The organism is Mesorhizobium sp. P2_B5 (genome assembly GCF_056404775.1).
Window position 1 is genome coordinate 324691 of the sequence record NZ_JBFUDJ010000002.1, and the last position, 16050, is coordinate 340740.

The 16050-nt window shown below is 59.2% G+C and carries 11 protein-coding genes and 1 tRNA gene; 6 read left to right on the forward strand and 6 right to left on the reverse strand.

The window, feature by feature from the left end:
• Nucleotides 1–338: 338 nt before the first annotated feature.
• Together AC1D1N_RS08095 and AC1D1N_RS08100 are read left to right on the forward strand one after the other, a co-directional pair.
• On the forward strand, nucleotides 339–2045 hold the full coding sequence (locus tag AC1D1N_RS08095; protein WP_477347751.1) for an adenylate/guanylate cyclase domain-containing protein: 1707 nt from the start codon (nucleotides 339–341) through the stop codon (nucleotides 2043–2045).
• Nucleotides 2046–2692: 647 nt separating this feature from the next.
• Nucleotides 2693–3868, forward strand: coding sequence for an MFS transporter (locus AC1D1N_RS08100; protein ID WP_477347753.1), 1176 nt, complete (start codon nucleotides 2693–2695; stop codon nucleotides 3866–3868).
• Nucleotides 3869–4462: 594 nt separating this feature from the next.
• On the opposite strand, the gene AC1D1N_RS08105 is transcribed toward AC1D1N_RS08100, so the two are convergent.
• The 4 genes from AC1D1N_RS08105 to AC1D1N_RS08120 all read right to left on the reverse strand — a co-directional run bounded on the left by AC1D1N_RS08105 (nucleotide 4463) and on the right by AC1D1N_RS08120 (nucleotide 9643).
• Nucleotides 4463–4951 (reverse strand): GNAT family N-acetyltransferase, encoded by a 489-nt coding sequence (locus AC1D1N_RS08105; RefSeq protein WP_477347756.1) that lies wholly within the window; start codon nucleotides 4949–4951, stop codon nucleotides 4463–4465.
• Between the two features lie 218 nt (nucleotides 4952–5169).
• Entirely contained in the window at nucleotides 5170–5781 is a 612-nt protein-coding gene (locus tag AC1D1N_RS08110) for a DUF2062 domain-containing protein (protein WP_477348836.1), read from the reverse strand.
• A 1438-nt stretch (nucleotides 5782–7219) separates the two neighbouring features.
• Nucleotides 7220–7462 (reverse strand): hypothetical protein, encoded by a 243-nt coding sequence (locus tag AC1D1N_RS08115; protein ID WP_477347758.1) that lies wholly within the window; start codon nucleotides 7460–7462, stop codon nucleotides 7220–7222.
• Nucleotides 7463–8647: 1185 nt separating this feature from the next.
• Nucleotides 8648–9643, reverse strand: coding sequence for an NAD(P)H-dependent flavin oxidoreductase (locus tag AC1D1N_RS08120; protein WP_477347760.1), 996 nt, complete (start codon nucleotides 9641–9643; stop codon nucleotides 8648–8650).
• Nucleotides 9644–11064: 1421 nt separating this feature from the next.
• Between AC1D1N_RS08120 and AC1D1N_RS08125 the strand changes: the two genes are divergently transcribed.
• From AC1D1N_RS08125 to AC1D1N_RS08135, 3 genes are all read left to right on the forward strand, one after another.
• Complete coding sequence (locus AC1D1N_RS08125; protein WP_477347762.1) at nucleotides 11065–11256, forward strand: hypothetical protein; 192 nt, start codon at nucleotides 11065–11067, stop codon at nucleotides 11254–11256.
• Between the two features lie 757 nt (nucleotides 11257–12013).
• Nucleotides 12014–12244, forward strand: a complete 231-nt coding sequence (locus AC1D1N_RS08130) for a hypothetical protein (protein ID WP_477347764.1) — start codon at nucleotides 12014–12016, stop codon at nucleotides 12242–12244.
• Nucleotides 12245–12511: 267 nt separating this feature from the next.
• Complete coding sequence (locus AC1D1N_RS08135; protein WP_477347766.1) at nucleotides 12512–13573, forward strand: tyrosine-type recombinase/integrase; 1062 nt, start codon at nucleotides 12512–12514, stop codon at nucleotides 13571–13573.
• Nucleotides 13574–13598: 25 nt separating this feature from the next.
• Here the strand turns inward: AC1D1N_RS08135 and AC1D1N_RS08140 are convergent.
• Nucleotides 13599–13683 (reverse strand) — tRNA-Leu (locus AC1D1N_RS08140).
• A gap of 337 nt (nucleotides 13684–14020) precedes the next feature.
• Here AC1D1N_RS08140 and lipB point away from each other — a divergent pair.
• Nucleotides 14021–14764 (forward strand): lipoyl(octanoyl) transferase LipB, encoded by a 744-nt coding sequence (lipB, locus tag AC1D1N_RS08145; protein WP_352560147.1) that lies wholly within the window; start codon nucleotides 14021–14023, stop codon nucleotides 14762–14764.
• Between the two features lie 18 nt (nucleotides 14765–14782).
• On the opposite strand, the gene AC1D1N_RS08150 is transcribed toward lipB, so the two are convergent.
• Entirely contained in the window at nucleotides 14783–16033 is a 1251-nt protein-coding gene (locus AC1D1N_RS08150) for a site-2 protease family protein (protein ID WP_477347768.1), read from the reverse strand.
• Nucleotides 16034–16050: the final 17 nt, after the last annotated feature.

Genomic DNA, 16050 nt, shown 5'->3' on the forward strand with positions numbered 1-16050 from the left:
AGATAGAATGTCTTTCAACGACCTCGCCATGTCGCAAGAAATTCTATGCAGCTCTCACGCGAATGCCGTTCCACACGACCAAGACCCATTCCGGTCATCGCCTCGTTCCACCTGAAGGTTGCGAAAAGGGTACGAATCCGGACTCACACAAAACGCGCATCGTCTCAGCGCTTAAGAGTATGGCGATCTCCTCGAGACCTTCGCATGGCGCGTTTCCCGATGCGGCCGACTTCGCAATGCGCTATACTCTCAGACCGCCTCGGCCGCGACGGTACTGGCTGCTGGGTGCTACAGACGATTGGTCGCTCCCTGATGGAGTTTCGCCTATGAAGCGCAGAATGGCCGCCCTGATGGTCGGCGATATCGTCGGCTATTCCGGGTTGATGGAGCGCGCCGAGGAGCAGACGGCGGATCGTTTGGCGAGTTGCCAAGCCCTCATTTCGGAAAAGGTCGATCTGCTCGACGGCCGGGTTTTCAAGACGACGGGTGACGGGGCCCTCGCCGAATTTCCGAGCGCCGTAAACGCCGTGCGAAGTGCATTCGAGATTCGCAGTGCGCTTGCCGGCGCGCAAGAGCCCAACACCGAACCTTTCAGGATGCGGTTCGGTCTCCATATCGCGGATGTCGTGGTGCAGGGCGATGATCTGGTCGGTGACGGCGTCAACCTCGCGGCGCGCATACAGGCGGCAGCCGAACCAGACTCGATCTATGTGAGCGGTGCGCTCTTCGATCATGTCCGCCGCAATTCTGCGTTCATATTCGACGATATCGGCGAGCGGGCATTCAAGAACATCACGGAACTCGTGCACCTCTATCGGGTCCGTGGGGAGATCGGAGCGCATCGGCTGCAGTCGGCGCCGACGCAACTGCTCATCACGAAGGACCGGCGGCCGTCATCGGTTGCGGTGCTCCCCTTCCGCGTTTCAGGCGAGAACGAGGACCAACGCTATCTTGCCGAAGGACTCACCGAAGAGCTTATTGTCGAACTGGGACGATTTCGGCGTCTTTCGGTCAGCTCGCGGAGTGCGAGCTTCTCGATTGGGGACTCCCACCCCGATCCGCTGAGGGTGGGTGAGGTTCTTGGCGTTCGATATGTGCTCGAAGGACAGGTGCGGAAGATCGGCGAGCGGGTCTCGGTCAGCCTCACGCTGTCGGAAACCGACCAGGGGACGGTAGTTTGGAGCACCAAAATCCAGCGATCGTTTGAGGAAATCCTTGCCCTGGTTGACGAGACCGCCGCGAGGATCGCTGCAACCGTGTCCGGACGGATGGAGGAAGCGGCCATGGTGGCGGCACGGCGAAAGCTGCCCGAAAACATGACCGCCTTCGACTGCCTTCTGCGCGGGCTTGATCATCATCGCCTCGCCGGCGTCACCGACGACAATGCACGCCAGTCCGTCGGCTGGCTTACAAAGGCAATCGACGCCGACCCAAACTACTCAGCCGCCTATGCCTGGAGGGTCTGCGCAGCGTCATGGTTGCCGGACTTCGACTACGAGCAAGGTCGAAGGGACATTCACCGCGCGCTCGAGCTTGATCCCTGCGATGCAGAGGCAAACCGGATTATGGGCGTGTTCGAACTCATGAATGGCAACTTCGACGAGGCCTTGGCACACGGCCGCAAGGCGATGGAGCTGAATCCGACGGATGCCTACATCAAGGCAAGATGCGCGGCTGTGTATAATTTCGTGGGCGAAGGAGAGCATTCATTGTCTCTGCTCGATGAAGCCGAAATACTCGACCCATTTCTTCCTGTGTGGTGCGTCGAGGAACGGGGCGTGGCCCTCTATGCGCTGGGCCGCTATGCCGAGGCTATTGAATCCCTTGGTAGGCTCACGTTTCAGACCACTCGATCGCGCCTCTATCGGGCGGCTGCGCTGGTGGCCCTCAATCGAGCAGACGAAGCCAGTCGAATGGTCAGGGAAGCTGTCGGCGGCAAGCCAGATCTCAGGGCCTCCGCCTTCACCAGTCGCGAATATTACCGCGATCCCGAGAAGTCTAATGAGCTTGGCCGCTTGCTAAGGGAAGCTGGTTTGCCGTCATAAGGTCGCTGGAGACCGTGTGCCGAAAAAGACAACCCGTTCGACACACACTGTCCAAGTCCGCAATGACTTGACTCCGGTCGTTTGCGATTCGCCATCGGCGATGTCTGCATTTAGGCAGTGGCAAAGGCGCATTCCAGTCCGGCGGCTTTGGGGCCGGGAGCGGATCGGCAGCTCACTGGTCGTTACCGAACTCGCTACTCGTCCCTCCAAAACCGTTTCTCTGCAAGCCGGACGTTGCACCGGCGGACGGTTGTTGCGGGCAAGCGCCAGGGAGCACCCCGACCGGTTCTGGGCTTGCGCGGCGGCGGCACCTTCGAATACACGCTGCATCCGCTCGGCCCGACGCCTCTGGTGGGCTCGGGCGCTGCACGGGGCAATGTGGTTTACGACAAATTCGGCGAGCGACAGCATCTTCCACGCGGGCGACGCCATTGCTGGAAAGCGCAGTTCATGCGCGGGGGCGCGCGACCTCTGGAATGCGGGCAGACCCTTCTCAACCGGCGGCGTCTATGCGAACAATCATCCATGATGAGGGTGACGAGGGCGTGCTTGATGCCTATCACGCGATATGCGCCTCGCCGCCATGAAGAAGCTTTCCGACTGAACCAGAATATCAGCGCGGATAATTCGACAACCCTGGGGGAACCGTGCGCAGTCGCTGGACGATCCTTGCTGTCTTGTTTGTCGCCCGCGCCGCAATGGCGTTTCAGTTTCAAAGCGTTGGCGCCGTTGCGCCTCTTATCAGCGATGGCGTAGGTGCGAGCCTGGCCGACATCGGCATTCTGATCGGCCTCTATCTTGCGCCGGGAGTCGCATTAGCCTTGCCTGGCGCGACCATCGGCCAGCGCTATGGCGACAAGGCGACCGTTCTCGCCGGGCTCTTGATGATGCTATCGGGTGAGCTGGTGATGATGGCTTCGACGTCCTGGAGCTTGCAGGTCGGCGGCCGACTAATCGCCGGTATAGGCGGTGTCCTCCTGAACGTTCTGATGACCAAGATGGTCGCCGACTGGTTTGCCGGCCGCGAAATCGCTACCGCCATGGCCATCTACATCAACTCGTGGCCAGCGGGCATCGCCAGCGCTCTCATGCTATTGCCGGCAATCGGGACGACGTACGGTATGACCGGCGTGGGCATTGCCGTTTTGGTCATGATTGTCGCCGGCTTCGTCCTCATCGCGTTCGTCTATCGCGCGCCGGAGGGATCGCCTGCCCGTGGTATTGAACGCCGCGGCATTTCGGCCGGGATCACCTTCGCGCTCATCACCGCCGGCCTGATCTGGTGCCTCTACAATGTCGCTTTCGCAATGGTCTTCAGCTTCGGTCCCTCGATGCTTGTCGAGCGCGGTTGGTCCAGTTCGGCGGCGGGCTCGGCGATCAGCGTCGTGCTTTGGCTGGCTGCACTTTCGGTCCCCCTGGGTGGCTTGCTGGCTGATCGCAGCAAGCGCGGGGGCGCGGTCCTAACCGCGGGCTGTGCCGGCTTTGCGGTGCTGGTCCTCCTTTTGTCCCGAAGCGGATCGGTGCTGCCCCTCGCGATTGCCATGGGGATCGTGTGCGGGTTGCCTGCCGGCGCGATCATGAGCCTGCCCGCGCGCGTGCTTGATCAAGGGACGCGATCTGTCGGAATGGGGGTGTTCTACACCGTCTATTACGTCGGCATGCTGGCCGCACCGGCGATCGGCGGAAAGCTTGCCGTTTGGGCCGGCACCGCGACGGCCGCGCTTAACTTCGGCGTTGCCGCCCTGCTCATCTGCCCTCTGCTTCTCTGGTCGTTCCACCGGATCAGCCGCCTGCAGAAGCCCATGGTGGCTCCATCCAGGTGAGGCGCTAGCCGCTGATGATATCGCGACATTCAGATTGCCTCAGTTCGCGGTACGACGGATTCTATCCACTACTCTGGCAGTCCAGCAGCACGTGGCGGATCATAGCGCAGACGCGCATGTGACGCCACCGCGAGAGCAGCTAGACTGAAACTCGGCCATCGATCGCCGCGCTTCCGTTCCTCAATCTCAGCGATGACGCTACCCAAGGCCATTTCGCCGACGGGATTGTTGCAGACATTATCACTGGGCTGTCTAGAATTAGAGCTGTTGGTAATCGCCTGAAATTCGAGCTTCGCCTACAAAGGCAGTGCCGTGATTTTCATCAGATCGGACGCGAGCTTGGAGTGTGCGTTACGTATTGGAAGGAGGCGTGCGTAAGAGCCGTAGGCTGTTGCGGAGAGCCGAATTTCCGGAAATCCGAAATAGCGCGATCGCGACGGAAGCACCCGGCAAGCCTGGATGCTTATGATCTATATCTACATGCCTCCCACATACGGCATCGCAAATGCCGGCGGATGCTCGTGTCGCCATGCCATACTTGGAACGAGCGCTCCGCATAGACCCTGACTATGCAGCTGCGTTTGGTGCGGCGTTCTAGCCGCGCTCCATCGCCACTTTGTGCGCGGCATATTCAGGGAACTCGGCCTCGGCCCACGCACTCAGCGGCTTCACCAGAATAAGGGCATCATCGGCATAGCCGTTGATGCTGTAGAATTTGTGTGTGCGCTCCTTGCCGAGAACCATCGAGATGCGGGTGATATCGCAGCCCACACGCGCTGCTTCCTTCTCGATCCATGCCATCATTTTGGCGCCAATCCCAGCACTGCGCATCTGGGCGTCCACAACCACATGGTCAGCCTCAGCCCACTTTCCCGCCCATAGCTGTACCCCAATCCAAAAACCCGACATGCCGACCATCCTTTCATCGAGGAATGCGGCGATGCAGCGATAATTGCCCTGCGCGATCATTGCGGTCAGCCTCTCGCGAAACAAGCCCTCCGACATGGACCCGGTTTGCTGATAGAGCGGATAGATGGTCGCGATCTCTTCGATGCCCACAAGTTCGCGAATGACGATGTCCATGCAAAGCCCTCCTCTTGCACCCCAAGGTCATGCCTACTTCACGCCTGGCTATACCCTGAGTTATGGCACTGATCATGGGCCGGACCGGCTTAGCTGGCAGCGCATACATCGACCTAGGCGGGGTCACGTTCGCAACCGTGCAGCAGCAGGAGCGTGACGAGTACGAGCCGGAGTCAGAGCGGCTGCGTCCAAGTCCAACCGAAAAAAGGCCGCGCGTTTCAGCCGCCAGAACGGCGATGTCGAGCCGGCAGAGGGGGTGATAACGTGATGTCTTCCTGCTGATGGATCGCCTTTTCGGCCAGTCGCTTGCGCCTCTGTTCGCGGAAGGCTGTCATGCCATAGCGGGTGATGCCATAGAACAACAGGCCAAAAATCAGCCCGAGGGGCACCGCGCCGAACAGCATGGGCTTTAAGACCGGTGCCCACAATTGCGATATTGAAAGGGTTCGCAACATCTCACTCAGATGGATTGGCCGTTCGTGACTTTGCATGTGGCCGTGCAACATGATTTTGCCGGTCTCCCAAGACGCTCCCACAACAAACGGTAGGAACAGCGGATTGCCAAAGACAAAAGTTCCTAACCCTGCCGCCACCATGTTTCCTGCGATCAGCCAGCATACAATCGCGGCAATGACGAAATGGGACCCTAATGGAAAGAACGACGCGAAAATGCCAGCCGCCACCCCGGCCGCGACGGCGTGTGGAGTGGCGTTCAGCCGCAGAATGCGCTTTGAAAAGTATTGAAATGATCGCGAGAACGAACTGCGCGGCCACATATAAGTGCGCAAGCGCTCGAAGAGACCATCAGGATTTCGGCGTCTAAAGAGCACGCTCTTGCCCACTTCAGACGCCGGTCGGTTAAACGGATTGACCTCGCCTCTGAAAAAACGCAGCCTGTGCTGCTTTGTTCCGGATCTGCCGATCAGCCCGGAGACCAATAGAAAGCAAAGTGCGGTTAGGCGGGCAACGGCCGGAAAACTTCAATATCCTGGCGGAGCGCCGAGATGCTATCGGGAAGGTGCCGCTCGTATTCGAGATTGTGCCCCCAAGGCATGGCTGATGGGGGGGGGGCCGCTGACCTCTACCGTCTATGTCGGACGTGACCTGGCCGCAGCCTCGTCGGAAATTCAAACTCCACGACTGAACTTTGAAGAGGCGACCAGGGCCTCTTAGCAGTTCCAGACTCCGTCGCTCAATCTGGGCTGGGAGGACCGATCACTCCGGAGCCGCGCCGGCCCATGAGCAAACAGGGATCTCAGCCCCGGCACTGTGCGCTCATCAGGACAGTGAAAGTAAGACTTGCCAAATTCGAATTGGTGAGTTAAACAGAGCCCGCTCTGTTTAACAAACAGGCCTCTATCGCTTCCAAATGCACAGGAAGGGACAGAGATTATTAAAGATAATCGTTTTAAGATTATCTCCATATTTATAAAACCACTATCAGTTAATCTAAGATCTATTTCTTTTGAATATCGCCCCTGTTCCTTGGCTCGTTGTCAATGCGAGCCAGAACGCCCCTCCGCTCCGGATGCTTCTGGCTCGCTTGGAGGTATCTCCTTGGGCTCCAGAGCGGCGGCATCTTCCCGCACTGGGAAGATGATATTTTCTGGAGAATGGGGAGTCTCCATTGGCTTCATCCCCTGGCTCCCCCGACATGTGACACACATTTCTGCTCACCGAGGAATCGGTGGCCCGATCGCCAAAGGTAGCCGCTCCCTGCTACGCACACCTGTCCTTGGCCTCCACAAGGCTCGAACCATGGGGAGCTTATCCTGTCGGTTCAAGAACGGAGAAGCTTCCGAACGAACTGCATCAATGGCTTCGGGCGTGAGAGCACCCAGTTGTAAGTACCTCCGTCCCCTGCCGTGTAGACTGCACCGAACTCGCACCTCTCCGTCACGAAGATGGACAAGGACAGCAGCCCCGCCGAACTCGATGTCGACGCGGTGACTCGCTACAGGATGGCCGGTTCGAGATCGACACCGCGGCGGATTTTGCGAGCGCCCGGCATTTCATCGCGGCTCCATAGGCATCGAGCATTTTTTCGAGCATGCGCCCTTGCCAACCCCCCTGCTTCCAAGTTAAAGAGCTTGCTCTTTACCACCGCCACCCGGCCTACCTCTGCATCTTCCCCCTGCTATTTTCTTAGAAAGAAAATTAGAAAGAGAGAGATACGGACGGGCGAAGCTATAGGTGGTGACTCACCCTTGAGACTGGGAACTCAAGCCCATTAATGAGATAGTCATTACCGCAGTGATTTGAAAATCATTACACGATAATCAACTGCCATTTTTTGGCTCTTATCTTCAAAATATTATCTTGATTATTGGGACTGATTTCCTTGGCTCCATATAGCCGGATTATGTCGCGCATTATTAACATAATATTATGTTTGTTTTCTTTGGTTCCATTATCTCCAATATGCGTAGCCAGGATGCCCCTCACCGCATTTCCTGCGGTGCTCGCTGCGCTGCGCTCCTCGGGATGCTCCCGGGGCACCTGGCTACGCATAGAGCTCTTTCACCTGGTTCGGGGAAGAAGGTTCTTCCCACTGGCTCAGAGAGCGAGAGGCTTCACTGGACGAACCTAGATCGAGCCCCCGACGGGACTGCGGTGCGGAAGCTTCTCTCCATGGCTCCAAAAACGGGAGCCTTTCCCTCGCATTAATCGCAGTACGAGATTTGTGATAGCTGGGTTCGACCCCATATCACACCAGGGTTCCACCCCCTGGTTCAAGCTACCCCCCCCGGGTGTGCCTCGTCACACAATCACACCCTCCCCCCGTCTTCTTTCTGGTTCCAGGGATCGGGTCTTCTCCATGGTTCAGGCGCTTCGCGCCTTCGGGATCTTGGATCAAGATGACATAAACCGATGGAGCACGATCATGGCTACAGTTCTGGTGTTCGTCGTTTGCGTCGAGCCATCTTTTGGGCGAGACCGTAAACCGCTACGACAAACCAACACCGCGGCAATCCCTGCTGCGGATTTGAGCCACACTCTAAAGGGTAGATAGTCCCTTCGACCACCTCAAAATCCGAGCGATAGTCTTCGTAGAGCAGTTTGCCACCACCTGAAAGTGGCCGGACTTGATCAGGTTAGTCGACCCGGTGCTATCTATCGGCTGTGGATAGTGCATGGCTGGTATCAGCTGAGCCAACGGGAAGTGTTCTCATCCAAGCATCTTGGCAGGCTGTTAATACCCATGGCCCATTAAGAAGCAGTAGCTGTCGGCATGAGGACCTGAATCAAGGGTTCAGTCAGAAGCACGGGTCACGAAGTTCTCGCACACGTTGATGCCTTCAGCACTTTGCGTCAGGCCTCGAGCGAATGTCCGAGCGATCTAACGTATGTTCTATCCTTTGTTCCTTGGTTCCTTGGTTTGGGTCCATGGTCTCCATGGTTCGCGCCTTGGAGGAACATCGGCCCCGTTGACGCCTTCCTTGTAGCACACACCTGAGCCATCGCGGTCTCGAACAGGTCACCTAAGCCCGCTCCATCTGGTTCGGCACGTCAAACCTGTTATCAGAATCACCGCGGTTATATCCCGGGTTCCGCCTCCTCGCTCAAATAGTCTCGGCACGGTCAACAACTGCGATCAGATCAAAGCCGCAATGACCTCTTGTCGGCCTCACAGGTACCGTAGGGTCCGGACCCATAAGTCTGCGATTGAGATCGGCGGTACTTCCCACGTGAGCTTTAGAAAGATGGATCGTTCCCAAGCCGTGCGAGTATTGCCCGCGCCTCGTCGCTAATTTCGCGGACAATCTCGGCGGCGGACTGGACGTGGCGGACGAGGCTGACGCCTTGGCCCGACCACAGGGCAAGGGCATCAATATCGCCCTCGTCACCCGATCCCGGCGTGTGAGATTGGTATGAAACCACATCCCCATGTGGCGACTTTGCAACGACCGCGCCTTCGTTGGGACGCCCACCCGCCGGCGGGCATCCGGCCGCCTCCCAAGCTTCAATCGTCTTGTTGCGGAGGCTACGGTGCGGAGCGTCGGGCCAGCCGACGCTGAAAACAGTCCCGTATTCTGTGTCCGTCTCCTTGGCTGTGAGGATGCGGTCGAGATAGCGCGGATGGATTGGAGCTTCGATGCTCGCCAGAAAGCGGGTACCGACCCAGGCGCCCGCGGCACCAAGTGCCATCGCCGCGGCTAGACCGCGTCCATCCGCAATGCCACCGGCGGCAAGAACGGGGACCGGCGCGACCTGGTCAACAACTGCCGGAACCAACGCCATTGTGGCAACTCTACCGTAAACGTGGCCACCGGCCTCCCAGCCTTGCGCGACGATTGCGTCCGCGCCATCCTCGGCTGATATCCAAGCCTGTTCGGCGCTTCCTGCCGTATGCAGGACTTTTGCCCCGCCACGATGCGCCGCAGCCGTCAGCGAGCCTGCCTGGCCCCAGAAAAATGAGACTACCGGCACGCCTTCTTCCAAGCAGATCGCGAGGCGCTCCTCCTGCGGATAAGTCAACACGAGATTGACGCCGAATGGTCGCGCGGTCAGGGCCTTGGTGGCCCGAATTTCTGCGCGTACCGCTTCGGGCGGACTCCAGCCGAGGGCGAGCATCCCGAGACCGCCTGCATTGCTAACCGCGGCCGCGAATTGCGGAGACGAAGCTCCACCCATTGCCGCCTGGACAATCGGGATCTCTATGCCGACGAGAGTAGTGAAAGCGTTGGGCATTGCGATCCCCCTGAGTCCACCATCCCGTCGCGGCCTTTGCCCGATCTAGGGATCGTGGTCAAAAGGGGGTACGGAATCAACGGGATTTCGTTGGAATCTGCTTCGTGATTCACGGTCTCCAAAGGGAGACCACACCGCACAAGCCGCCCAAACTGTGGTCAGCCAGAAATAATCGCGATTCGACCTTGGTTCGCGAGGCTTTCGAGGTCGAGAGACAGTCGAACCAACTCGGCTACGCTCACTGCCGATACTTTTGGCTGGGTACCTTCAAATTCTCAGCCGAACTGTAATCCAGCCGGAATATCCATTCCCCTAAACCCCTCCTAAAGGCTATGGGATCCGCCCTGGCGTCTCTCGTATGGTGAGCCAGGTCGACTTTTTCTTAGACGCTCCATCCGAAGAACGGCCGGTTGCCTGTTGCAATCCTGGTCGAGGCCTTCTTCCACGCGATCGAGAACCGACACGATGCTCCGGTTGGAAACTGCGGCCTGTTGAGCAGTTGAAATGCCATTGCTTTTTTTGGCTTGGGATCCCTCAAGCGCAAATCAGCAACAATCACCTAAACAATCGGAGTCTACGCTGTGAGAATCGTCGCACGTTCCCAATTCATCGAACCTGGTTCCAGGGTCAGTTGGCCGCGGATCACGTTGTGGTACTTGCTTCCCAGCAGGCAACCGGCCGAACGCTTGGCGGTCGACAACGCGGGTGTCGAAAGTTCCCAAAACCGATCGGCTTGGCCATCCTTTGACCCAATGAATCGCCCAAGGAGTGGGCGGTCGGCTCTCCGACCGGGCAACGATGAAGCAAGCGCTCGACAAGTCCGATGCCGCATGAGGATCTCGATCCGAGACTACAGCCGCTCACTGAAGCGGACCAACACTCTGCGGCACAAGCTTGCGCCACGTCCCCCAACAGCAGGGAGTCAACGGATACGGTCAGGCACAGGCACTGCATTGCCTTTTCTGCATCCGAAGAAGTGACCGCATCGAGGGTGGAAAAGTTGAACTCTATCCAACTTTCTAAATGGTGTTGCGAACTTTTCCGACGAAGTCGGCGAAAGGGCGTCTAAAAGGTAATGAGCATGCGTCCGAGTGGTGGCACGGGTTCCTAGCCCCGATGATTGAAGGCATCTAACCGACCCTTGCGCTCATGCCATTGTAGGTTGGGAACGTACCTTGCAACCATGCCTATATTTCCTGGCAAGGCGGCATCTTACACTGTGCAGCCCGGACGCGATCGGCTTGCCGTCGGCATCCCTTTGTGACGACGGCCTCCACGGCAGGCTTCGTTCGAGCCTCACCTGCCTATCTTCAAGACATCCATCATCTTCCCCCGTGGATAAACAGGGCGCGTCCCAACCACGTGGCAACAAGCAGAACCTTGGTGCCGCCGAATACCCAATCCAATCTGTGAGAGCCTCCATGCTGATCAATCTTGAACATCTGACCGTCCGCAAGAATTCCGACGGGACCCTTCGCTACTATTTCCGGCGCCGCGGCCAACCCTTGAAGCGCATCTATGGCGAGCCGCTGTCCGACCACTTCATGGACCAGTACCGCGCTTGCTTGGAGTGGGTGGCGCCAGACGCAAACTCAGAAAATAGTTGCAATTAGGTCTGCCTGGATGGAGCCGTCGGCACCAATTCCACGACCATAGCTGGCGGACGGCACTAGCGGCGCCAGTTGCGTCGTTGCCAAGCTCACAGCTCCACCCGGCAACCGCGTCCCTCTTCCATTAACTCCGATGGAGCCGGCATATGTCTTCCACAGCGCCACGCCGAAGCGTGAGTGGGAGTGAAGGCGGGCGAGGCCCCCTACCTCGTCCGCCTTCGAAGTGAACACGTGAACTAGCCTCAGCAAGGCTAGGGCCCCGCCTCGGCATTGCGGCAGGCAGGGATCGACAAATTGCGTCGACCCAAGCGAGGTTAATCGAGCCCAGAGGCCGAACGATCCGCTCGACATCGCAGCAACTTCTATTATCCCGATTATCAAGTCAATTATTTTAGATAATCTTCCGATTAATCCAAATAATACCCCACAATAGAATGTGGGACACCAGCGAAGTTAAATCTTGATTGTCATGTTTGCCACGAATACAGATTCATAAGCCAACAGCTACAACTGACACGCAGGATCAGACCCAAGTACGAGTAAGGAGCACTTTGGTTCAGAATGCCAAGGGCGATGTCCGCGTAAGCCTGCAGTATGCGCTAAGCCCAACAGAGACAACACAAAAAGATACTACAGAGGACTCCATGAGCTACATCCAAACCAGTATGACCCTGCCTACGACGAGACCTACCTGGTCGACACCATCACCTATGCCATCGCCAGGACCGACACCGGTTTCAGCGTCTGGAACAGGGGCTGCATGATCGGCGAGTTTCCTGACATCTCTCAGGCGCGCGAGAACATCCACCGTCAGGCCCGCCTGCGTTGGGTCCCGGAGTGGAATGCTGCCGTGACAAGGGTGGAAGAGTTGGAGGCGATTCTCACGCGCCTCGGCGACGATCCGTTTCGCCTGGGCCGCTTCGAAGTTATCTGCGATCTACACCAAGCCACCGCCAAGCTGCACACCACCAACAGCAACCAAGCCCACTAAGCAGCCTCCGGCTGCAACTCACCGATCGACCTGCCGCCGAGGTTGTCCTCCGCATCTGGGCCGACTATTTGGATGAACGAAGATGACACGTTCCCTCGCTATCTCGCAGCGGCAAGCCCGGACTTTGATCCGGGCAGCAGAAGCAGAGAAAGCCATCGTTGAGGTCCAGGTCGGAAATACGACCTACCGCCTCATTCCGAAATGCCACGCCCCCGAGCCGACAGTGACTCTTGACGAACCGAAAGATTTCCGTCTTTGAGCGAGCACATGCCCCGCAAGCTGCCTCCCTTCGTGACACGCGAACGAAGCCGCCACGGAACGCTCGTGTTTTATTTCAGGAAGGGCAAGGGCCCCCGGACTCGTCTGCCCCTGCTTGGCTCGCCTGAGTTCGAGATCGAATATCAGGCAGCCCTGGCCGGCTCACCACCACCCAGGAAGACCGTAACCGGGGTCGGGAGCCTCAAGTGGCTCATCGATCGCTACCGGGACGGCAGCACCTACAGGGGCCTTTCCGAGGCCACCAAGAAGCAGCGTGACAATATCTTCAAGGGCATCGTCGAAAAGGCGGGTGATGCGCCCTACAAGGCCGTCACCCGCAAAAAGATCGTCGACGGCAGGGAAGACCGGGCGGGTACCCCAGCTCAGGCCAGAAACTTCCTGGACGCCATGCGCGGTCTGTTCCGCTGGGCACTGGAGGCGGAGCTCGTCTCTATGGACCCGACCGCCGGCGTAAAGAACCCGCTTCGACCCAAGGGCGAAGGCTTCGCAGCCTGGACGGAAGATGAGGTCATTGCCTATGAGGCGAAATGGCCGGCTGGAACCAAGGAGCGAGTATGGCTCCATGTGTTACTCTATACCGGGCTCCGCCGAGGCGACGCGGTCGTCATTGGTAAGCAGCATGTCCGTAATGGCATTGCCTCCCTCCGGACCGAGAAGACGGGGACTGAAGTCCACATTCGCATTTTGCCGGCTCTGGCTGAGACCCTCGCTATTGGGCCAACCGGGGACTTGGCGTTCATCGTCGGCGAGAACGGCAAGCCACTCACGAAGGAAAGCTTCGGCAATTATTTCCGGGCGGCCTGCAATGCCGCCGGCGTGAAGAAGTCGGCACATGGCGTTCGCAAGATAGGGGCGACCAGGGCGGCTGAGGCCGGCTCCACGATGCGTGAACTTGAGGCATTGTTCGGCTGGACAGGCGGAACAATGGCTTCACTCTACACCAAATCAGCCGATCGGAAGCGTCTCGCTGCGGCCGCTTCGGAAAAGATCGAGAACGCCCAACGCCCGCACCTACATAGTCCGGTGCGGGGTAAAGAGGATATTTTCTAATGATCTCAATAGCCAAAAAATTCGATGGTGCGGTCGAGAAGACTCGAACTTCCACGGGTTGCCCCACAGCGACCTCAACGCTGCGCGTCTACCAATTCCGCCACGACCGCCCGTGGTAGGAGCCGGAACGAACCGGCTCGCGGCGTGTAGCAAATCGTTTCCGGCGAAACAAGGGCGCGGCGCGCAATAATCGCCGGGAATTGGCATAACGGCCTCTACAGCGCCGCGCGTCCTGTTGGACGCGCAAAGGACGCTGTAGCACTTTGATTTGGCGCATGATCCTTTCCGAAGATCGTTTCCGATCTTCGGGGTCATGCGCGAAGGCCGAAATGCGGGGCGAACTGGACGTTTCAGCTGGATACCGCCATATGAAGGGCAAATGCATTCCGCCCCAGAGCGCAAGGCGGTTTCGGAAGCCGGCGTGCATTAAGCGAAAAACGAAAAGCCATGACAGAACGCAGCCAGATCGCCACGTCGTTCCTGCCCTTGCCCGGCTCAGCACCGGTCGAATGGCGCATCGAGCCCGGCCTGACCGGCTACACCGATGCGCTTGCCCTGATGGAAGCACGTGCCGAGGCGATCCGCACCGGTGCTGCCGCCGAGTTGGTCTGGCTGGTCGAGCACCCGCCGCTTTACACCGCCGGCACCAGCGCCCGCATCGAAGACCTGATCGACCCCGATCGTTTCCCGGTCTTCGCGGCCGGACGCGGCGGCGAATACACCTATCATGGGCCGGGCCAGCGGGTCGCCTACGTCATGCTCGACCTGAAGCGCCGGCGCGAGGACGTGCGCGCCTTCGTCGCCGCGCTCGAACAATGGATCATCGGCACGCTTGCCGCCTTCAACGTGCGCGGCGAACGCCGCGAGGACCGCGTCGGCGTCTGGGTGGTGCGGCCCGATCGTCCCTCCCTGCCCGACGGCTCGCCGGCCGAGGACAAGATCGCGGCCATCGGCATCCGGCTACGGCGCTGGGTGAGCTTTCATGGCATTGCCGTCAATGTCGAGCCGGATCTCGGCCATTTCAGCGGCATCGTGCCCTGCGGCGTGCCGGACCACGGCGTCACCAGCCTTGTCGATCTCGGCCTGCCCGTGACCATGGCCGATTTCGACCTGGCGCTGAAATCCGCCTTCGAGGATGTTTTTGGGGCAGCCGAGGCTATTTCTGCCGAACCGGCGCGCAAGGCCGGCTGAAACCGCTCGATCAAACGCTCAGAGAAGCTTTGCCGAGGCCCACAGCAGGCCGTAACCATGAATGGCGAAGACGGCCAATAGCGCGCCAGCCATGGCGAAACGGTCGAGGGTGCGGATCGGCTTCAGTTCGTGGCGCGGCTTTACCCCGCTGCCCACGGTCAGCAGGCTGAGGATGGCAAAGACCGCGCCTGCCACCAGCAGAAAGCCTTGGGAAAAACCAGCGAACCAGCCCACCGCCAGCAAAGCCGAAAGCAAAGAGAACGAAGCCAGCGCCAGCGCGATCGGGCCTGGGCAAATCTGACGCAGCACCTGGCCGCCGTCGAATTTCCACACCGGCACCAGATTGGCGATGTTGAACAGCGCGGCAAAGCCGGTGAGCGTCGCCAGAAGGGCGGCGGCCAGCCGATGCCCCTCGCTAGACGCGAGCCCGCTGGCAACGATCAGCAGCGGCACCAGGAAAGCGGAAAAGCCGGCGCCCATCAGCGCCACGAAGGCGACCTCGAAGCGGCTGTCATAGGGCCGCCCGCCAATAGCGATGCCGCCGAGCAGCGGGATGAAGATCATCCGCGCCTTGCGATGCCCGGTGAGCCGGAAAGCCGCCATATGGCCGAGCTCGTGCAGGGCGACCACCGAGGTCAGGATCGCGGCCAGCGCAAAGCCACCGGGATTGAGCCCGAAGAACGGCCATAGAATGAAGGTCGACAGAATGGCGAAGCCGACCTGGCTCAGCGGATGCTCGAACCAGCCGCCTTTGCGATACTGCCCGGTCTTTGCCCAATGCTGCAGCTTGCCAAGCTCGCGGCGCATGGCGAAGTAGCGGAACACCAGGAAGGCAACACCGCGATAGCGGTCGGTCTGGCTGAGCGTCACGCGCGTGGCAGCACCTTCCGAGACGAGTTCGGTGGTCTCGTAAAAATCCTTCCAGAACGAAGCGTCGAGCGCGGTATCCTCGATGACGCGCATCGAAAACCGACAGCCCTCGACGACGTCCTCGAAGCGCGACCTGCGCTCGATCGGCTGGCCGTCGCGGCCTTCCCAGGACATCATGATGCGGGTCGTACCCTGCCCGTCCATCGGCTCTGCCGACAGGATCTCGCCTGACCAGCCGGCATCGCTGCCGAGCGGCCACAGCGCCTGCCAGAGGCGCTGCCGGTCCATGGCAACCACGCGGCTGAGCCTCACCGTGCGCAAACCGAGCGGCGCGGTCATCAAAAGGAAAATCAGTCCGAGATTGCCGGCCACGAGAAGGGCCGTGATGATCGGCGACACTTGGGTATTTGCTCCCT